21 protein-coding genes and 1 tRNA gene are annotated in these 19,029 nt (G+C 69.0%); 10 read left to right on the top strand and 12 right to left on the bottom strand.

Features of this window, described 5'->3' with window-relative positions:
* Positions 1 to 13: 13 nt before the first annotated feature.
* The 3 genes from ACWPXE_RS11480 to ACWPXE_RS11470 all read right to left on the bottom strand — a co-directional run bounded on the left by ACWPXE_RS11480 (position 14) and on the right by ACWPXE_RS11470 (position 1,429).
* Positions 14 to 376 (bottom strand): hypothetical protein, encoded by a 363-nt coding sequence (locus ACWPXE_RS11480; protein ID WP_454017983.1) that lies wholly within the window; start codon positions 374 to 376, stop codon positions 14 to 16.
* Between the two features lie 8 nt (positions 377 to 384).
* Positions 385 to 789: a response regulator gene (locus ACWPXE_RS11475; RefSeq protein WP_014239878.1), complete on the bottom strand. Its 405-nt coding sequence runs from the start codon at positions 787 to 789 to the stop codon at positions 385 to 387.
* 259 nt (positions 790 to 1,048) lie between these two features.
* Positions 1,049 to 1,429 (bottom strand): hypothetical protein, encoded by a 381-nt coding sequence (locus ACWPXE_RS11470; RefSeq protein ID WP_454017982.1) that lies wholly within the window; start codon positions 1,427 to 1,429, stop codon positions 1,049 to 1,051.
* Between the two features lie 542 nt (positions 1,430 to 1,971).
* Here ACWPXE_RS11470 and ACWPXE_RS11465 point away from each other — a divergent pair.
* Together ACWPXE_RS11465 and ACWPXE_RS11460 are read left to right on the top strand one after the other, a co-directional pair.
* Positions 1,972 to 3,408, top strand: a complete 1,437-nt coding sequence (locus ACWPXE_RS11465; RefSeq protein ID WP_454017981.1) for an ATP-binding response regulator — start codon at positions 1,972 to 1,974, stop codon at positions 3,406 to 3,408.
* A 765-nt stretch (positions 3,409 to 4,173) separates the two neighbouring features.
* The gene (locus ACWPXE_RS11460) at positions 4,174 to 4,920 is read left to right on the top strand and encodes an SAM-dependent methyltransferase (RefSeq protein WP_454017980.1); all 747 of its coding nucleotides are present in this window, start codon (positions 4,174 to 4,176) and stop codon (positions 4,918 to 4,920) included.
* Positions 4,921 to 4,929: 9 nt separating this feature from the next.
* Here ACWPXE_RS11460 and ACWPXE_RS11455 read toward each other — a convergent pair whose 3' ends face one another.
* Complete coding sequence (locus ACWPXE_RS11455) at positions 4,930 to 5,850, bottom strand: LysR family transcriptional regulator (protein WP_454017979.1); 921 nt, start codon at positions 5,848 to 5,850, stop codon at positions 4,930 to 4,932.
* A 107-nt stretch (positions 5,851 to 5,957) separates the two neighbouring features.
* Here ACWPXE_RS11455 and ACWPXE_RS11450 point away from each other — a divergent pair, with 107 nt between their 5' ends.
* The 6 genes from ACWPXE_RS11450 (at position 5,958) to ACWPXE_RS11425 (ending at position 11,552) form a co-directional block, all read left to right on the top strand.
* On the top strand, positions 5,958 to 6,689 hold the full coding sequence (locus tag ACWPXE_RS11450; RefSeq protein WP_454017978.1) for an SDR family oxidoreductase: 732 nt from the start codon (positions 5,958 to 5,960) through the stop codon (positions 6,687 to 6,689).
* Positions 6,690 to 6,712: 23 nt separating this feature from the next.
* Positions 6,713 to 7,213, top strand: a complete 501-nt coding sequence (locus ACWPXE_RS11445) for a carboxymuconolactone decarboxylase family protein (protein ID WP_454017977.1) — start codon at positions 6,713 to 6,715, stop codon at positions 7,211 to 7,213.
* Positions 7,210 to 7,566, top strand: a complete 357-nt coding sequence (locus ACWPXE_RS11440) for an Atu4866 domain-containing protein (RefSeq protein WP_454017976.1) — start codon at positions 7,210 to 7,212, stop codon at positions 7,564 to 7,566. The genes ACWPXE_RS11445 and ACWPXE_RS11440 overlap by 4 nt, the downstream gene beginning before the upstream one ends.
* A 177-nt stretch (positions 7,567 to 7,743) precedes the next feature.
* Positions 7,744 to 8,373 (top strand): calcium-binding protein, encoded by a 630-nt coding sequence (locus ACWPXE_RS11435; RefSeq protein ID WP_454017975.1) that lies wholly within the window; start codon positions 7,744 to 7,746, stop codon positions 8,371 to 8,373.
* Positions 8,374 to 8,454: 81 nt separating this feature from the next.
* Positions 8,455 to 10,200 (top strand): type I secretion system permease/ATPase, encoded by a 1,746-nt coding sequence (locus tag ACWPXE_RS11430; RefSeq protein ID WP_454017974.1) that lies wholly within the window; start codon positions 8,455 to 8,457, stop codon positions 10,198 to 10,200.
* Positions 10,201 to 10,214: 14 nt separating this feature from the next.
* Positions 10,215 to 11,552 (top strand): HlyD family type I secretion periplasmic adaptor subunit, encoded by a 1,338-nt coding sequence (locus ACWPXE_RS11425; protein WP_454017973.1) that lies wholly within the window; start codon positions 10,215 to 10,217, stop codon positions 11,550 to 11,552.
* Between the two features lie 72 nt (positions 11,553 to 11,624).
* Here ACWPXE_RS11425 and ACWPXE_RS11420 read toward each other — a convergent pair.
* The 7 genes from ACWPXE_RS11420 to epsC all read right to left on the bottom strand — a co-directional run bounded on the left by ACWPXE_RS11420 (position 11,625) and on the right by epsC (position 16,774).
* Positions 11,625 to 11,699 (bottom strand) — tRNA-Met (locus tag ACWPXE_RS11420).
* A gap of 131 nt (positions 11,700 to 11,830) precedes the next feature.
* On the bottom strand, positions 11,831 to 12,964 hold the full coding sequence (mnmA, locus tag ACWPXE_RS11415; RefSeq protein WP_454017972.1) for a tRNA 2-thiouridine(34) synthase MnmA: 1,134 nt from the start codon (positions 12,962 to 12,964) through the stop codon (positions 11,831 to 11,833).
* A gap of 138 nt (positions 12,965 to 13,102) precedes the next feature.
* On the bottom strand, positions 13,103 to 13,432 hold the full coding sequence (locus ACWPXE_RS11410) for a ferredoxin family 2Fe-2S iron-sulfur cluster binding protein (RefSeq protein ID WP_035672428.1): 330 nt from the start codon (positions 13,430 to 13,432) through the stop codon (positions 13,103 to 13,105).
* A gap of 45 nt (positions 13,433 to 13,477) precedes the next feature.
* Positions 13,478 to 14,143 (bottom strand): molecular chaperone DnaJ, encoded by a 666-nt coding sequence (locus ACWPXE_RS11405; protein WP_454017971.1) that lies wholly within the window; start codon positions 14,141 to 14,143, stop codon positions 13,478 to 13,480.
* 145 nt (positions 14,144 to 14,288) lie between these two features.
* Positions 14,289 to 15,401 (bottom strand): cysteine desulfurase family protein, encoded by a 1,113-nt coding sequence (locus tag ACWPXE_RS11400; protein ID WP_454017970.1) that lies wholly within the window; start codon positions 15,399 to 15,401, stop codon positions 14,289 to 14,291.
* Positions 15,402 to 15,440: 39 nt separating this feature from the next.
* The gene (locus ACWPXE_RS11395; RefSeq protein ID WP_014239836.1) at positions 15,441 to 15,923 is read right to left on the bottom strand and encodes an Rrf2 family transcriptional regulator; all 483 of its coding nucleotides are present in this window, start codon (positions 15,921 to 15,923) and stop codon (positions 15,441 to 15,443) included.
* 77 nt (positions 15,924 to 16,000) lie between these two features.
* The gene (gene epsC / locus ACWPXE_RS11390) at positions 16,001 to 16,774 is read right to left on the bottom strand and encodes a serine O-acetyltransferase EpsC (protein WP_454017969.1); all 774 of its coding nucleotides are present in this window, start codon (positions 16,772 to 16,774) and stop codon (positions 16,001 to 16,003) included.
* A 265-nt stretch (positions 16,775 to 17,039) separates the two neighbouring features.
* Here epsC and ACWPXE_RS11385 point away from each other — a divergent pair, with 265 nt between their 5' ends.
* A complete protein-coding gene (locus ACWPXE_RS11385; protein WP_014239834.1) occupies positions 17,040 to 17,702 on the top strand; it encodes an alpha/beta hydrolase in 663 nt (220 codons plus the stop codon).
* A gap of 7 nt (positions 17,703 to 17,709) precedes the next feature.
* Positions 17,710 to 17,862 (top strand): hypothetical protein, encoded by a 153-nt coding sequence (locus tag ACWPXE_RS11380; protein WP_454017968.1) that lies wholly within the window; start codon positions 17,710 to 17,712, stop codon positions 17,860 to 17,862.
* A gap of 9 nt (positions 17,863 to 17,871) precedes the next feature.
* On the opposite strand, the gene ACWPXE_RS11375 is transcribed toward ACWPXE_RS11380, so the two are convergent.
* On the bottom strand, positions 17,872 to 18,936 hold the full coding sequence (locus tag ACWPXE_RS11375; RefSeq protein WP_454017967.1) for an anhydro-N-acetylmuramic acid kinase: 1,065 nt from the start codon (positions 18,934 to 18,936) through the stop codon (positions 17,872 to 17,874).
* Positions 18,937 to 19,029 lie beyond the last annotated feature (93 nt).

Below are 19,029 nucleotides of genomic sequence, written 5' to 3'. Positions count from 1 at the left end.
CCCGCGCGCCATATCAACGTGGCTGCGCTCCCAGATCCTCGAAGATCAGGCCCTTGTCGGTGCGGGTGAAGCGACCCTTGCCGTTCACCGTCATCACTGTGGCACCCGGCTGCGGCGCAAAGGTCGCCGCGTAATAGCAATCATACTGCTTGTCGTCCGGCTTCGGGGCGCCGTTCCGGTATTTGGTATCGACGCAGCCCTGCTTGCGGAAGCCCTCGAAACCGCGGAAGCCGCCCTGCCCCTGGCCGTCCAGTGCCCGCCTGGTGTGCGTTTCCACCAGCTTGCGCATGTCGGACTCGCCCGGCTCCCCCGAACAGGCGACCAGCGGCAGCACCGCCAGACCGCACAGCACCGCACGCCGCACCACGCCCCCCATCCTCTTCCTCACTTGCCGGCCAGCAGACGGTCCACCCGCTCCTTCAAGGCACCGAAGGACGGCGGCTTCACGACGAAGCCGTTGACACCCAGGGACATGGCCTTCTTCACGATTTCGGATTCCGTGTGGTTGGTCAGGAAGACCACCGGCGTGCGGCGGTTCCGCACCTCCGCGCTGGCCCGCAACTCGGCCAGGAACTGGAGGCCGGACACCGGCTTCATGTCGATGTCGCAGACGATCACGTCCGGGGTGGCGCGGATGCACTCCCGCATGCCGGTCTCCCCGTTGTCGGCCTCGGCGATCGAGCGGAAGCCGATCTGCGAGAGGATCTGCATGATGGTCCGGCGCACGAAGGGCTGATCTTCGATGACCAGAATGCTGTACTGCCCGTAATCGACCGGCTTCCTGTCCATCGCGGCACCCTCCTTCGCCCGAGCCCGGGAACTGGCCAGGGAGCTGGTCAAAGAACTGGCCAAGAACCGGCGGACCCAGCCCATGGTCGTACAGCCGAACACTGATAATGCGACTCCGCTGAACGAGCAACCAAAGGACGGTTACAACTTTTAAAGAATGGCGGATTTCCGGCAGCATGGAACGGCAAAGGGCCGCGCGGAACCGCACGGCCCTTGGTTATCCGCATGAATCGAAGGCACCTCCGGTGATCGCCCGACCCTACCGCCGGCTGGGACCCTGCAACCCCAGGAGGGAGGAAATGACGCCGGCGACGAACCGGCGCTCTGGGTGCAGTTCATGCACCGCCACCGCGCGCCCGGCAAAGGACAGGGCCGCTTTCGCCATGCCCGCCGGGTCCGGGCAAACCTCGCCGTCGATGCGGAAGCGCGTGACGGTCTTGGTCAGCTCGTGCATCGCCGTCAATGGCGGGATGCACATCAGGAAACGGGCGCTGGCGACCGGCGTGAAGCCGCAGCGCTCGAACATGGTCTGCACGGTCACCGGGACACCGTCCGGCCCTTCGGTCCCAACCTGATAGCGGAGCAAGCGCTGCGCCCGCTCCTCCACCGCCTCGGACCAGCCGGCGGTGGCCGTAATCATAGGGTTGATCAAACCTGCCTCCAAATGCACCAGCCACGGGCCGCGCAGGCGCCAGGGACGTTAGATCGTTCGCCAAGCGAACAAGGTCAAGAAACATCCCGTATGATGGAAACCTGCATCCGTTTGCTTACAAAGCAATTGGTGTGCCAGCGAAGGGCGGCTGCGTCGCAGGGCCGCCCCTTCCCTTCGCCGGGTTCCTGCATCGCTTTGAAACTCCATCTGGTCAGCCTGTGGCGTCCGTATCGGCGCCGGAACGGCGCCACGGGATTCAACAGCGCAGCGACCGTTCCGGTGCCGCAGGCTGGGCTCCCCGCGCAACCAGGACATGTCGTATATGCGACAATCTGCCGCCCTTTTGGGCACAGCGTGTCGCTGCTCCGCAACCGACAGCCTGGAAGCGATGATCGGGACCCTTGCACGCGCGCGAATCGTTATGTCCGCGAAAACAATTCCTGTTCTGCGCTGTTGTGACCTGAAGCATGCGAATTCAAGAGCCGGAAGTTGTTGTGCGGCGGTGAGCGGGGGCCATCGTGGAGACATATATGCCGAAACATGCGGACTCGGATGAACCGGACAGGGGTGGATCAACCACCGGCAAGGCGTTGCGGGACAGCCTGGAAGCGCTGAACCGCAACCTTGCCGAGGGGGTCCGGACCGCGGATCGTCTGCAGCGCGACGCAAGCCGTCTAGTCGAGGAAAGCGCGCGTCTGGCCGCCGAACTGGTCGAGCAGCGCCGCGAGATGGGGCGGCTCCGCGACCGGCTTCACCGCGCCGAAGACCGCCGCACCGCTCGGGAGGAGGAACTGCGCCGTGCCCATGAGACGGCGGAGCGCGCCGACCGGGCCAAGGCGCGCTTTCTGACCGCCGCAAGCCACGACCTGCGCCAGCCGATCCAGGCGGCGGCGCTCTATGCCCACATTCTGCGTGGCGCCGTCGGCTCCAACCCCTCGGCCAGAGAGGCAGCGGATCTGCTCCAGGCCTCCATCGACAGCCTGAGCGGTATGCTGAGCGGCCTTCTGGACCTTGCCCGGCTGGAAGCCGGCGCGGTGGACGTCGTGGTCACGGAATTCAGACCCGACGCGCTGATGCGCCGTCTGGCCCAGGAGTTCCGGGAGAGCGCAACGACCGAGGGGACGAGCCTGCACGTCCACCCCTGCGGCGTGGCGGTGCGGACCGACCCGCGGTTGCTGGAACGGATACTGACCCATCTGCTGTCCAACGCCATCCGTCACGGGGGGGGAAACGGACGACGTGTTCTTCTGGGCTGCCGACGTCGCCCCGATGCGCTGGAATTTCAGGTGTGGGACGACGGACAGGGCATTCCCCCCGACGCCCGCGCCGCCATCTTCGAGGAGTTCCACCAGCTCGACAACCCGGAGCGCAGCGCGGCCAAGGGCTTCGGCCTCGGCCTGCCGCTGGTGGCCCGCATGGCGCGGCTGCTCGGCCTGACGCTGGACATGCGGTCGCAGGTCGGGCGGGGCACGGTCTTCACGGTGACCGTTCCGCGCGCTGTCCTCTCCCCCGAACCCGACCGCCGCCTGACCGCTGCCGCGCGCGCCATGGCCGTCGCCGCCACCAGCGCGGCGGTGACGGCATCGCCAACGGACCGGATGAAGGGCCGGCGGGTGCTGCTGGTGGAGGACGACGAGCGGGTACGCCATGCCATGACCATGCTGCTGAAACGCTGGGGCGTCCAGGTGACGGCCGTCGGCTCGGCGGAGGAGTTGGCTGCCCGCCTGCCCCGGATGCGCAACCGCCCCAATGTGGTGCTGGCCGACCATCGCCTGCCCGGCGGCCAGACCGGCCGCAAGGTGGCCGAGCTTGTACGGAGCCGCTGGGATGTGCCGGTGGTCATCATCACCGGCGACACGGCGCCGGAGCGGCTGCGCGAGGCGCGCTCCATCGGTTGCCGCCTGCTGCACAAGCCGGTGGAGCCCGGCGACCTCGCCGCCACGCTGGGCGACGTCATGGACCCGTGACTGTCGGGAGCTGCGGGACCGGACCCGCAACTCCTGCCGGCAACCATAGCCCTGGAGCGGAAACAGGCGCCCCTGGGACGTGTCCATTCATCACGAGGATTTCCCAAATCCTCTCGGCAAATGCAGCAAATGGCTTGGTGCCTCCGTGCGCAGGAGGAGGAAAATCTGACCGTGGATGATTGGCCGCCTCCCCTATCACCGATGCACCTCAGCGACATGCGATCAGCAGCAAACAGGGCGCAGTGCTTGCTGACACAATTTCCTACTTCGCTACTTTTCTAGCGTTATGTTCTTTGACGCACAGAACATGACAATAAAATCACTACTGTTTCGCGTCGCAACTTCCACGATTTTAATAATTTGCAATGCATTAATACGCCGTACATTGCAATATATTGCAATTTTAAACACAGGGGCGATCATGAATTCTTGATAATGGTTCGGCTGAGACGCCGGAGCCGGAGCGCATTCCAGAAAAGAAGGCGGGTGCCGGGGCCTCAGGGTTCCGGCACCCGTCGTTTCCGTTTCCAGGTAGCCATACGTTGGGATGCCAGCCGCAAGCTGTGAGGGCGGTCTCCGGAAACGCAGGCCCGTTCAAGCGCGGAGCTTGGCACAACCTTGGTGAGAACTTGTTGAGACGCGCCCCGCAGGTTATCCTGCAATTCCGCGCAGCCATCGCTCCACCACCTTCACTCGCTGGACCGCCGCCTTCGTCCCGAGGCGAGTCCGCCCACTCCCAGCATCCGTTCAAGGACGTCTCCCAAAGTGGACATTCCTCGAATATTCACCATCAGTGAAAGCGCCCACCGCATTCACAACCCGATCACACCGGAAAAGCTCGCCACGCTCGGCGCGGCGCTGCGGTTGGAGTCCGGAGCCCGGGTGCTCGATCTCGGCAGCGGTTCGGGGGAGATGCTGTGCAGCTGGGCACGCGATCATGGCATCGTCGGCACTGGCATCGACATGAGCCGGTTGTTCACCGAGCACGCGAAGCTCCGTGCCGTCGAACTCGGGGTCGCCGATCGTGTCACGTTCATCCATGGCGATGCCGCCGGATACGTTTCCGACGAGAAAGTCGATGTGGCCGCCTGCGTCGGTGCCACCTGGATTGCCGGTGGTGTCGTCGGCACGGTCGAGCTTCTGGCCCGCAGCCTGCGCGCCGGAGGGATCATCCTCGTCGGCGAGCCCTACTGGAGGCGGATGCCGCCGACGGAGGAGATTGCCAAGGGGTGCCTCGCCAACGCCATCGCCGATTTCCTCACGCTCCCGGAGCTTCTCGCATCCTTCGGCCGCCTTGCCTGCGACGTCGTCGAGATGGTTCTGGCCGACCAGGACGGCTGGGATCGCTACGAGGCGGCCAAATGGCTGACCATGCGCCGCTGGCTGGACGCCAATCCCGGCGATGACTTCGCGAAGGAGGTTCGCGCCAAACTGACTTCGGAACCGGTGCGCTACGCCACCCACACGCGGGACCATCTGGGTTGGGGCGTTTTCGCGCTGATGCCGCGGTAACGCCTCGACTCACCCCAGACGTGACGCTCTCGGCGACACACCGTTCCGCGCCCGCAGATGGTCGATGAGGACGCGCAGCCGCGGTGGCACCGTCCGGCGGCTTGGATAGTAGAGGTGGAAGCCGGCGAAGGGCGGGCAGAACGCCTCCAGGACGGCCACCAGCGCGCCTCGCTCCAGATGGGGCCGGAAGGTCTCCTCCATGCCGCAGGTAAGCCCGGCGCCGGCCAGGGCCAACCGGACCATCATCCCCATGTCGTTGGTCGCGACACGCGGATTCACCGCGATGTCGAAGTCGCGGCCGTCCTCGGTGAACTCCCAGCGGTAGGGCGCCACGTCCGGCGCAGGACGCCAGCCGATGCAGCGGTGGGCGAGCAGGTCACGCGGATGGGCGGGCCGTCCCTCCCGCTCCAGATAGGCCGGTGAGGCTACCACCAGTTGCCGCTGCGGCGCGGAGACCGGGACCGCGATCATGTCCTGCTCAATGGCCTCGCCCAGCCGGACACCCGCATCGAAACCCGCCGCGACGATGTCGAACTCCTCGTCGGTCACCAGGATGTCGATGCCGACCGACGGGTAGGCGGCCAGAAAGCCAGCCAGCGCCTCCCCCTCCAGGATGCTTTCCGCGATGGACGAGACGGCCAGCCGCAGCGTCCCGCCGGGCTCCCCATGCGCCGAGGCGATGACCTCCAGCGCCGTGCCGATTTCCGCCAGCGCCGGCCGCGTCGCGGCGAACAGATGCGCGCCCGCGTCGGTCAGCCGGACGCTGCGCGTCGTCCTCTGGAGAAGCGGCACGCCGATGCGGTCCTCCAGCCGGCGGACCGCTTGGCTGACAGCGGAGCGGGTGACACCCAGGCGCTCGGACGCCCGGCGGAAATTGAGCGTCTCGGCCACCGCCAGAAACGCCGCCATGCCTTCGAAGGGGTCGCTCATTGGTTAGAGAAGCTAACCAGCTCGTTCACGATTGGCAACTCGAACTATCGGCAGCCGAATCATAGCTTTTCTCCGTCACCGCAACGATCGACGGAAGGGAGCACGACATGACCGCGATCACCGACAAGACGATCCTCATCACCGGCGCGTCCAGCGGCATCGGCGAGGGCACCGCCCGCGTCCTCGGCGCCGCCGGGGCGAAGCTGGTGCTCGGCGCCCGCCGGACGGACCGGCTGAAATCCCTGGCCGCCGACATCCGGGCCGCGGGCGGGACCGCCGAGGTCCGCGCGCTGGACGTGACGAGCCGCGAGGACATGGCGGCCTTCGCCGCCTTCGCGCAGGAGCGGTTCGGGCGCATCGACGTGCTGGTCAACAACGCCGGGGTCATGCCGCTGTCCCCCATGGCCTCGCTGAAGGTCGAGGAATGGGACTGCATGATCGACGTGAACATCCGCGGCGTCCTCTACGGCATCGCCGCGGTGCTGCCGGTCATGAACGGCCAGGGCTTCGGCCAGATCATCAACATCGCCTCCATCGGGGCACTCGCCGTCTCGCCGACCGCCGCCGTCTACTGCGCGACGAAATACGCGGTGCGGGCCATTTCCGACGGGCTGCGCCAGGAGAACGAGCGGCTGCGCGTCACCTGCGTCTGCCCCGGCGTCGTGGAATCGGAGCTGGCCCACACCATCACCGACCCGGAGGCCGAAGAGCTGATGCGCAGCTACCGCGCCGTCTCCATCAAGCCGGACGCCATCGGGCGGGCCATCCTGCACGCCATCGAGCAGCCGGACGACGTGGACACCAACGAGATCGTGGTCCGTCCCACAGCCAGCCACTGAGCCCACCATTGAGGAGGCCAAGCATGACCCACGGCACCGACACCCTCACCCGTCCCCCCGCCCGCCTGCGCACCCTCGTCGCGGCGGGTCTGCTCGCCACGGTTCCGGCGATGCCAGCCGCCGCCCTGACGACCGAGGAACGCGCCAAGCGCGGCGGCGAGGTAGTCCGCAGCCTGAACAACGGCCAGCCCCAGCCCACCCTGGAGCGGATGCGCGAGGAGTTCCCCTTCCTGGCGGAGGCCACCGAGGCCTACGCGCTGGGCGACGTCTGGTCGCGGCCAGGGCTGGACACGCGAACCCGCCAGTTGGCGGCGGTCGCCGCCTTCGCCGCCATCGGCGAGACGGCCTTCATGAAGATCCACGCCGGCTATGCGCTCAACGCCGGCGTCTCCGAGGACGAGCTGAAGGAGATCATATACATGGTGACGGTCCCGGCGGGCTTCCCCCGCGCGATCTCCGCCGCACGCACCCTGTCGGAGCTGTTCGCCGAGCGCCGCCCGTCGGCGCAAGGAGGCACGCCATGACGCGCGCGTTCGCCCGGACCGCCACCCTGACCGCCGCCCTGCTCGCCTCCGGCGCCGAGGCCCTGCCCGACCGCAAGGCACTGGCCCAGACCGCCGACCGACCTGAAGTGCAGCAAGCGGATCACCCCTATGTCGGCCTGTGGGTGACCGAGGATGGCCGTGTCCGCCACGAGCTTCTCCCCAACAACCGCTACGTCGAGGCGCGGGGCAACCGGGAGAAGGCGTACCAGGGCCGCTATCGGGTCACCGGCGACCACATCGACTATTGGGACGACACCGGCTTCACCGCCGACGGCGACTTCATCGACGGGGTGCTGCGCCATGGCGGGATGATCCTGCACCGGCGGCGCTGACCGCAGCGCTTTTTCTCTCCTGTTCAAAACTGTGAAGTGGACAACAGTGCCGGATGCCCGATCCGGGAAGAATGGCTGTGCAAGGGCGAGGTCTTCAAAGCGAACCGGCAAGAAGAAAGCCGAATGAAGCACCTCCCCCTGCATGGCACAATCCCCTGATCCGAAGGAAACGCATCAATGGCAAACGTCTATGGCACCAACAACGCCGACTATCTCGACATGATCAAGTACGGCGTCAGCAATGACTACGTGCAGGGTTACGACGGCAACGACACCATCCTCGGCTGGTCCGGCAACGACACGCTGGACGGCTGGAACGGCAACGACGTGCTCTACGGCGAGTCGGGCAACGACCTGCTGATGGGCTATTACGGCACCGACACGCTCTACGGCGGCAGCGGCAACGACCAGCTCTATGGCGAGAGCGGGTACGACAAGCTCTACGGCGGCGACGGCGACGACACGCTGAGCGGCGGCGACACTTTCGACGACCTCTACGGCGGCATGGGCAAGGACCAGATGACCGGCGGGGCCGGGGCCGACTGGTTCTTCTTCGAGACGAAGGACAGCGGCGACATCTACGCCGGCAACGCCGACACCATCACCGACTTCAAGGACGAGGACCAGATCTGGCTGAAGGGCAGCTACAGCTACGCCGGCACGACCAGCGCGCCCGCCGACGGCCAATACAGCATCTGGCAGAAGGACGGCAATTACGTCGTCACGTGGAACGCGGCGAACGACACCGGCTATCACGACCTGATCGTGAAGGGCGACAACCCGATGGGCGACATCTCCTTCTACTGATCCGCCTGACCGAGGTCCCGGGCGCGCCGTCCTTCCCGGCGCGCCCCTTTCCCTTCTCCGGACGACAGGAGCGCCCCTCCCATGGCCGCACGGGAATCCCGCCGCAGCCCATCCGCCGGCCCCTCCGACCACCCGCCGGCCCTGTGCGCGATCCGCCGGCGCATCGCCACCGGCCTCGCCGCCGCCGCCGGGTTCAGCGTCTTTCTCGCCCTCATCCAGCTGGCGATGCCGCTCTACACGATGCAGGTCTACGACCGCGTGCTGGGCAGCCGCAGCGTGGAGACTTTGGTGGCCCTGTCGCTGCTGGCGCTGGGCTGCTTTGCCGTGTTCGGGCTGGTCGAGGCGATCCGCGGACGGCTGACCCAGGCCATGGGACATCTGGCGGCGCGCAGCCTGACCATGGACGCGCTGGAGGCGTCTATGGGCGGCCTGCTGCGAGGCGGCGCCAGCCGCCCGGCCCAGGCGCTGCGCGACCTCAACGAACTGCGCCAGTTCCTGTCCGGGCCGAGCCTCACGGCACCGCTCGACGCCGCGCTCAGCCTCGTCTTCCTGCTTTTCCTGACGCTGATCCACCCGCTCTACGGCCTCGTCTGCGGTGGAAGCATCCTCTGTCTGGTCGGGGTGAGCCTGCTCGGCCGGATGCTGACCATGCCGGGCGCCGCGGAAGCCAACCGCGCCCTGTGCCGCCACGGCGCCGAGGTCGAAGCGGCATCGCACGGCGTGGAGGCCGTCGCCGCCATGGGCATGATGGGCAACCTGCGCCGCCGCTGGCAGGCGATTGAGGACGATCATCTGCGGCTGGTCAACCAGACCGCGGCACGGGCGCAGTCCGTCGCCTCGCTCGCCAAGGTCTGCCGGATGACCGCCCAAGTGGCGATCCTCGCCGCCGGCACGATGCTGGTGCTGGACCGGCAGGTATCACCGGGCAGCATGCTGGCCGCCTCCATCCTGATGGGCCGCGCGCTGGCGCCCTTCGAGCAGCTGATCGACTCCTGGCGCAACTGGTCCTCGGCCCGCGAGAGCCTGCGCCGCCTGCGCGGCCTGTTCACGGCGGACGCGGCTCCCACGCCGGGCGCCCCCCTGCCCCGCCCCAGCGGTTCCCTGCTACTAGACCGCGTGACCTACGTTCCGCCGGGGTCGGACCGTCCGACGCTCCGCGGCCTCTCCTTCTCGGTGGAGCCGGGCGAGGCGGTGGGCATCGTCGGCCCCTCGGCGGCGGGCAAGTCCACGCTGGCCCGGCTGCTGGTCGGCGTGCTGGAGCCGACCCAGGGCGGCGTCTATCTCGACGGCCACAATGTGTGGCGCTGGCACCGCGACGACTGCGGGCGGCATGTCGGCTATCTGCCGCAGGGCGTCGGCCTGCTCGGCGACACCGTGGAGGACGCCATCGCCCGGCTGGGCGAGCCCGACCCTGCGTTGGTCACCGCGGCGGCGCGGCGGGCCGGCGTGCACGAGATGATCGGCCGCCTCCCCGACGGTTACCGGACGGCGATCGGCGAAGGCGGCGCCCTGCTTTCCGGCGGGCAGAGGCAGCGCATCGCACTCGCCCGCGCCCTCTACGGCGATCCCCGCCTGCTCGTTCTCGACGAGCCCAACGCGAACCTGGACCAAGCCGGCGAGGCGGCGCTGCTGCGCGCCATCGCCGAGGCCAAGGCCGGCGGCGCCGCGGTGGTGGTGATCGCCCACCGCCGCTGCGTCCTCGACGCGGTGGACCGCATCGTCGTGCTGCGCGACGGCATGATCGACCAGACCGCGACGCGGGCCGAGATGGTCCGGCGGCTGGGTACCGCCACCCCGCAGCCGGTCGCCGCTGCCGCCACCCCCTGATTGGAGAGTTCACGATGACCACGACCGAAACGCTGCTGGGCCGAAGCGCCATTCCTGCGAAACCGCGCCGCGCCGAGCCCTCCATCGGCGGAGCGGTGCGGGCGGGCTGCGCGGTGATTGCCCTGGCGCTGGGCGCCGGGCTCGGCTGGGGCTTCCTGGCCCCGCTGGACAGCGCCGCCCACGCGCCGGGCACGGTGGTGGTGGACGGCAACCGCAAGACCATCCAGCATCTGGAGGGCGGCATCGTCGCCGAGCTGGCGGTGCGCGACGGCGACCCGGTGGCCGCAGGCCAGACCCTGCTCCGCCTGGAAGGGACGCAAAGCCGCGCCACCCTGGAGGAGCTGTCCACCGAACAGGCCGCCGCCCTGGTCCGCATGGCCCGCCTGCGCGCCGAATACGCCGGGCAGCGCGCTTTCTCCGTACCGGCGGAGCTGGTGGATGGAAGCGCCGCCGCCCGGCGCGCCCTGGCCGTGCAGCAGCAACTGTTCGCCTCCCGCTGGACCCGCCATGACGGCGACATGGCTGTGCTGCGCGAACAGCGCCTGCAGGCCGAGCGCGAGGTGACCGCTCACCGCGCCCAGGAGCGCGCGGCGGCGGAGCAGATCGTCTTCATCGAGGAGGAGTTGGCCGGCGTGCTCGACCTCTTCAACAAGGGGCTGGAGCGCAAGCTGCGGGTTCTGTCGTTGAAGCGGGCCATGGCCGACCTGGCCGGCACCCGCGATCAATCCCACGCTCGCGCCCTGCTGGCCGAGCAGGCGGTGACGGTCGCCGACACCCAGCTCCATGCCAAGGAGACGGCCCGTCGGTCCGACATCGCCGCCGAGATGGAGGAGGCGCAGAACGCCCTGGACCAGACCGCCGCCCGCCTGAAGGCCGCCCGCGACGCGGTGGAACGCACGGAAATCCGCGCCCCGGTCCCGGGCCGCGTGGTCGGACTGACCGTCTTCACCGTGGGCGGCGTGGTGAAGCCGGGCGAGCCGCTGATGGACATTGTCCCCGACAGCGGCCTGCCGACCATCGAGGCGCGCATCGACCCGCTGGACATCGACGTGGTGAAGGCCGGCCAGACCGCGCAGGTCCGCCTCAGCGCCTTCAAGCCCCGCCGCACGCCATCGATCGACGCCACCGTCGTCGACGTCTCCGCCGACCGCCTTACCGACCCGACGACCCACGCCCCCTACTTCGTGGCCCGCATCCGCCCCGTGCCCGGCGCGCTGGAGCGCATCGGCTCGGCAGCCCTGCATCCGGGCATGCCAGCCGACGTGCTGATCGCGACCGGACAGCGCCGAGCCATCGACTATGTGCTGGCGCCGTTGCAGGACGCCATGGCCCACGCGCTGACGGAGGATTGAGAGGAAGCGCGCCTACCCCACGTCGGCCAAAGAAAAAGCCCGCCAAGTCGAAGACTTGACGGGCTTTCGTGATGGTAGCAGCGGAGGGATTTGAACCCCCGACCAAGGGATTATGATTCCCCTGCTCTACCACTGAGCTACGCTGCCATCGTGCTTACCATCATCTCCCGGCGCGGTCCGTTTCGGTGTTGGCCGCCGCGGTTCGTGCCGGGGCCGCTTATGTATTCCAGGGGGGCCGAGGTGTCAACGCTGAAATTTCACTTTTTGCGAAGTTTTCGTCAGGCCCCCGTTCCGGCAATCCAGCCGCCGCCAAGCACCCGGTCGTCCTGGTAGACGACGCAGGCTTGGCCGGGCGCCACGCCGTATTGCGGCTCGTGCAGTTCGGCCTGCGCGGTGCCGTCCGCACCCAGCCGCCACACCGCCGGGGCCGGCGGCTGGGCGGAGCGGAGCTTCACCTCGACCTCCAGCCCCTCGCCGGGGGCAAGGGCGGGGCCGAGCCAGTTGACCTCGCGGATCGTCACCACGCTGCGCGCCAGCTCGCGGCGCGGGCCGACGACGACGCGGCGCTGGCCGGGCTCCAGGCGCACGACGAACAGCGGCTCTTCCTCGCCCCGGATACCGCCGATGCCCAATCCCTTGCGCTGGCCCACCGTGTAGTGGACCACGCCGCGGTGGCGGCCCAGGACGCGCCCGTCGACGTGGACGATGTCGCCGGGCTCGACCGAGCCGGGGCGCAGCTTGGCCACCACGTCGGCGTAGGAGCCGTTGGGGACAAAGCAGATGTCCTGGCTGTCCGGCTTGGCCGCCACCTCCAGCCCGTGGCGCTCGGCCAGGGCGCGGGTCTCCGGCTTCGTCAGGCCGCCCAGCGGGAAGCGCAGGAACTCCAGCTGCTCGCGCGTCGTGGCGAACAGAAAGTAGCTCTGGTCGCGTCCGGGATCGATGGCGCGGTGCAGTTCCGCTCCCGCCGCCCCCTGGACGCGGCGCACGTAATGGCCGGTCGCCAGGGCGTCGGCGCCGAGGTCGCGGGCGGTGTTCAGCAGGTCGCGGAACTTGACCCGCTGGTTGCAGCGCACGCAGGGGATCGGCGTCTCGCCGCGCAGATAGGTGTCGGCGAAGTCGTCGATCACGTCCTGGGAGAACTTGCCCTCGTAATCCAGCACATAATGCGGGATGCCGATGCGATCGGCCACTTGGCGGGCGTCGTAGATGTCCTGCCCGGCGCAGCAGGCGCCCGGCTTCTGCAGGGCGATGCCGTGGTCGTAGAGTTGCAGCGTGATGCCGACCACGTCGTAGCCCTCCTCCCGCAGAACGGCGGCGGTGACGGAGGAATCGACGCCGCCGGACATGGCGACGACCACGCGGGTGTCCTGGGGACGCTTGGCGATGCCGAGGGAGTTGGCGTAGGAGATCATGGCGCCCTATATGGGCTGGTTCCAAAAAAATTCACCACCGGAGAACCGGGGGCACCGCGCCCGCGAGCGGGCTGGCGCACCGGTTCCCCGGTGGCGGGTGCAGACCGCGGCGTCCCCGGAAGGCGCCGCGGCGGTACGTCAGCGCATGGCGTTGTTGGTGCCGCCGGGAAGGCGCACGGCCAGACCGTCCAGTTCCTCGCTGATGATGATCTGGCAGCCCAGGCGCGAGGTCTTGGTCAGGCCGAAGGCGAGGTCGAGCATATCCTCCTCGTCCTCCGAGGCCTCGTTCAGCACGTCGAACCACTCCGGCTCCACGATGACGTGGCAGGTCGAGCAGGCGAGCGAGCCCTCGCAGGCGCCTTCCAGGTCCAGGCCATGCTTGTGCGCGACCTCGAGCACGGACAGGCCGAGCGGGGCGTCCACCTCGTGGCGGGTGCCGTTCGGCTCGATGAAGGTCATCTTGGGCATTGGGGTGCTCTCCTGAACAAAGGCGTCGGTGTGCGGTGGCGATGGTTAGGGTGATTTCGGGGCAAGGCCGGAACGCCGCGTCCGGGATTCGGCCGCCAGCACCTCCAACCGCTCCAGCCGCGCGAGGATGCGCGCGGCGTTGTCGGTCTGCCCGTTGCGGAAGGCAATGGCAAGATACTTGATGCAACTTTCCATGCGCTGCCCGATGTCCTGCGCCAGCCGGTCCACCGCGGCGACGTCCGGGGCGCCGTTCAGCCGGTCCGCCAGTGCCGTCACCTCCTCGTCCTCCTCCGCGGTCAACGCGGCGGCGGGGGAGTTCAACAGGTCCAGCAGATAGCGGGCGCGGCGCACCGGGTCGCGCAGCGTCTCATAGGCTTCGCCCAGCGCGTCGGCCTGGGCGCGGGCGTTGGCCTGCTGCCGCGCGCCGCGCGCCGCGAAGCGCTCGGGGTCCATGGCGCGGGAGAAACCGGCGTGCTGGCGGGCCAGCGCCTCCGGCTCGATGTCGAAGCGGCGCTCCAGACCCAGCCGGGTGAAATGGTCGAGTGGGCGCGGCGCCTGCACCGCCCCGCAGGAATGGCAGAACATCGCGCGCGCCGCGACCGAACGGCCGCACAGCCAGCACGGCTCCAGATCGCCGTCGATGGTTCCGGCGATGCCCTTGGGAGACTCTCCCATGGGAAAGCGCGGCGGGCCGGAATCGGATGTGGTCATGCTTGCCGTCCGTTGAAACGCTGCACAGGTCGACCGCGAGGCCGGCGGGTCGCCGCCTTCCCTTTGGCCGGGTGATACCCAGAAGCGGGGCGCCGCGCAACCTTACACGGCCCGCGGCAGGAGGTGGAGGTCATGGAGAAGGCGATTACGCCGCAGGGGCACGCGCCAGCCTTGCCGCCATCGCGGCGTAGGCGGCGGCGAAACGCTCCACCGCCGCGCCGTCGCTGTCCCAGCCTAGGCTGACCCGGATGGCGCAGGCGGCATCCCCGGCGCTCTCGCCCATGGCCGCCAGGACGTGGGACGGCTTCACCTTGCCGCTGGAGCAGGCCGACCCGGCGCTGACCGCCACCCCGGCGAGGTCCAGCGCCATCACCTGCGTCTCCCCCGCCACGCCGCGCAGCAGCAGGTTGCTGGTGTTGCCGACCCGCGCCGCGCCGGCCCCCATCACCCGCGCGGCCGGAACGGCGGCGAGCGCCAGCGCCTCCAGCGCGTCGCGCAGGGCGGTCAGGCGGGCGCTGTCGGGAAGCTCCTCCCGTGCGAGGCGGGCGGCGGCGCCGAAGCCGGCGATGCCGACGACGTTCTCGGTGCCGGCGCGGCGGCGCTTTTCCTGCCCGCCGCCGCGGATCAGCGCCTCCGGCTCCAGCCCGTCGGCGAGGATCAGCGCGCCCACACCGGCGGGGCCGCCAATCTTGTGGGCCGACAGGGTCAGCAGGTCGGCACCAAGCGCCCCGAGGTCGAGAGGCAACCGCCCGGCGGCCTGAACGGCGTCACAGTGGAGCAGCGCGCCATGGGTGCGGGCGATCCGCGCCGCCTCGGCCACCGGCTGGATCACGCCGGTCTCGTTGTTGGCGAGCATCAGGGAGATCAGCGCCGGGCCGTTCACCTCGGCGAGCCGGCGGTCGAGCGCGGCGAGGTCGGCGACGCCGTGGCGATCCACCGGAACGCGGGCAGCGCCGGGAACCGCCTCCAGCACCGAATCATGCTCGATGGCGGAGGTGACCACCGCCCGGCCCGGAAAGCCGCGCAGCGCCAGATTGTTGGCTTCCGTCCCGCTGCCGGTGAAAAAGACCTGGGCGGGCCGCACCCCGGCCAGGGCGGCGACCTGGGCACGCGCCTCCTCCACCGCGCGGCGAGCCTTGCGGCCGAAGCCGTGCACCGACGACGGATTGCCGGCGAGATCCATGGCCTGGATCATCGCCGACTTCACCGCCGGCTTCAGAGGCGCCGAGGCGTTGTGGTCGAGATAGACGCGGGTCATCGGAACGAAGGGCCGGAGGGCGCTCCCTTACTCCGCCCCTTACTCCGCTGCAACCGCAGCACCCTCGTCCGCCGGCTGCGGGCCGCGGATGGTCAGGCTGCTGGTGCCGATGATCCGCCGCTCCACCACGTCGGCCACGGTGACCGAGCTGAGATACATGTGGATCTGGTTGCCCAGCTCCTCCCACAGGTCGTGGGTCAGGCAGCGCGAGCGGTTGGTCCGGCAGCCCTGCGGCGTGCCGTTGGCGCAACGGGTCGTGCGGATCGGCTCGTCCACCGCCAGGATGATGTCGGACACGCGGGTCGCGTCCGCCGGATGGGCCAGCAGGTAACCGCCGCCGGGGCCGCGCACGCTCTTGACCAGACCGCCCTTGCGCAGCTTGGCGAACAGCTGCTCCAGATAGGAGAGCGAAATCTCCTGCCGGTCGGCGATGTCGGCAAGGGCGACGGGGCTCCCCTGGCTGGTGGCAGCAAGATCGACCATAGCCATGACGGCATAGCGTCCCTTGGTGCTGAGTCTCATTTTACCCTCCTTACCCTTCCTTCACCCCGGCCCGACCGTTCAGCGGATCGACGCCAAGCCTCGTGTTTGTGTTTGGTTCAACAGGACGCCGCCGGACCGCTGTCCACGGACACCGGCTCGCGCACCCCATTGTCGGTCCGGGCGCTCCCGTTGGGAACGCCTGATGTTTCGTATACGGATGAATTATGCGCGTCGCCGCGCTCCGATTCCAGTTCCTCGACGCGCCGGCGCAGGGTTGACACCTGATCGAGCAGGCCGTTCAACGCGCGTGCCACCGGATCGGGGATGTCGCCGCAGGGCGTGCCGTAGGGCATGAACTTCTGCGTCTCGACGCGGTCGCGGGTCACCACCGCCTTGGCCGGGATGCCGACCACCGCGATGCCCGGCGCCACGTCCGCCACCACCACGGCGTTGGCCCCGACGCGGGCGTCGCGCCCGATGGTGATGGCACCCAGCACCTTGGCCCCCGCGCCGACGATCACGCCGCTTTCCAGCGTGGGGTGGCGCTTGCCCTGGTTCAGCGAGGTGCCACCCAGCGTAACCCCATGATAGAGCATCACGTCGTCGCCGATCTCGGCGGTCTCGCCGATGACGACGCCCATGCCGTGGTCGATGAAGAAGCGGCGCCCGATGGTCGCCCCCGGATGGATCTCGATTCCGGTCAGGGCGCGGGCGATCTGCGAGACGGCTCGGGCCATCAGGTGCCAGCGACGGTCCCAGCAATAGCGCGCGACGCGGTGCAGGACGATGGCGTGGAAGCCCGGATAGCACAACGCGACCTCGGCCCGTGACCGCGCGGCCGGGTCGCGGGCCATGATACCGTCGATCTCTTCGCGAAGATGCTTGAACACCGGAACACCCGCCGTGGTATAGTCCGCCCTCTTGCTGGAAGAGGTGATCTTTCGCAAGAGCCCTCGACCCGTGCCTCGCCGGTCGCGCGGGTTGCCCAGGAAGGACGCATCGACGCATATATGATGACCAAGCAAAACGGTCAAGAATTGTGTGCGAAAAATCCATGCTTGTCCATGGGCAACCACGTCCGCTTGCCGTGGCGTCCGCTCACCGCTCCGCCGGTGGTCCGGATCACCTTATATTCGCGTCAGGATCGCCGTTCCCATGCCTGAAGTGATGATCAACGGTCCGGCCGGACGTCTGGAAGGGCGCTACACACACGGCACGATCCCCAACGCGCCGATGGCCTTGCTGCTGCATCCGCACCCGCATCACAACGGGACCATGAACAACAAGGTGGTCTTCACCCTGTTCCAGTCCTTCACGAAGCGCGGCTACTCCGCCCTGCGCTTCAATTTCCGCGGGGTTGGCCGCAGCCAGGGCACCTACGACAAGGGCGAAGGGGAACTGGCCGACGCGGCGGCAGCGCTGGACTGGCTGCAGACCCACAACCCCAACGCCCCGGTCTGCTGGATCGCCGGGGTCTCCTTCGGGGCGTGGATCGGCATGCAGCTTCTGATGCGCCGCCCGGAGATCGACGGCTTCGTGTCCGTCTCGCCGCCGGCCAACCTGTTCGACTTCTCCTTCCTGGCGCCCTGCCCGTCCTCCGGCCTGATCATCCACGGCGACAAGGACGAGTTGGTTCCGGGGGCGGCGGTGAACAAGCTGGTGACCAAACTGTCGCACCAGAAGGACATCCGCATCGACCACCGCGTGGTCCCCGGCGCCAACCATTTCTTCGCCAACCGCAGCGACGATTTGGCTGTGCAAGTGGACGACTATCTGGACCGCGCGATGGGCAACCCCGTCGCCGCCGTGGCGGAGTGACCGGAAAATGACCGTCGCGAGGACCTTTCGCCTCACCATCCTCGCCGGCCTCGCGGCGCTCCTGCTGTCCGGCTGCAGCAACGCCCAAATCGCCAGCACCTTCGGGAACTGGTGCAAGCACGCCGACAACTGCACCGACAACAGCCGCCCGCGCCCGTAACTTCCGGCGTCACACCGGGTGGAAGCGCCCGCCGGTCATCGGCCGGGGCACGCCGGTCGTGGCCGGCAGGCTGAGCGGCAGGCCCTTGCGGCTGCGCACCGCCAGATAGGCGAAGGCTTCGGCCTCCAGCGCGTCGCCGTTCCAGCGCACCGCCTCCACCGGATCGACCGGCACGCCCAGCCGGTCGGCCAGCATGCCCATCAGCGTCGCGTTGTGCCGCCCGCCGCCGCAGACCAGCCAACGCACCGGCGCCTCCGGCAGATGCGGGACGATGCGGGCGACCGACGCGGCGGTGAAGGCGGTCAGGGTCGCCGCCCCATCCTCCAAGGACAAGCCACGGACAGGCGCCGGGTCGAAGGCGTCGCGGTCCAGCGACTTCGGCGCCGGCAGGTCAAAATAGGGATGGGCGAGCAGCGCCGCCAAGGCGCCCTCATCCACGTTGCCCCGCGCCGCCAGCGCCCCGCCGGAATCGTAGCGGGCGCCCTGGCCGGACAGGACCCAGTCATCGACCAGCGCGTTGCCCGGCCCGGTGTCGCAGGCGATGACCGCGTCTTCACCCGCGCCGATCCAGGTGACGTTGGCGACGCCGCCGATGTTCAGCACGGCCAGCGGGCGCGGCAGGGCGTCGGCCAGCGCACGGTGGAACAGCGGCACCAGCGGGGCGCCCTGCCCGCCCGCCGCCACGTCCGCCGTGCGGAAGTCGTTGACCACGGCGATGCCGGTCGCCCGCGCCAGCCGCGCGCCGTCGCCGATCTGCCAAGTGCGGCGCTGCGCCGGGTCGTGGAAAATCGTCTGGCCGTGGAAGCCGATCAGGTCCACCGCGGCCGCTTCCGTCCCGGCCTCGGCCAGCAGGCGGCGCACGGCGTCGGCGTGGGCGTCGGTCAGGGCGCGCTCGACCGCCTCCACCGGTCCCTTGCCGCCGAGACAGGAGCGCAGCTCGGCGCGGAAGCCGTCCTCGTAGGGGATGGTGACGAAGGCCAGCGGCTCCACCCGGCGCTCGCCGTCGGTGCGGACCAGCGCTGCGTCGATCCCGTCCATGGAGGTGCCGCTCATCAGCCCGACGACCGTCTGCATTCCTTACCCCAATCCCATGTCGAGTCAGCCCCGAGAATTGTGGGGCCGCGCGTTCCATGCTAACAGACGCGACCCTGGACCCTACCACGACAG

The organism is Azospirillum sp. Marseille-Q6669, assembly GCF_965111635.1.
The sequence above is the reverse complement of the archived record's forward strand: the minus strand, read 5'-3'. Positions and strand labels throughout refer to the sequence as shown.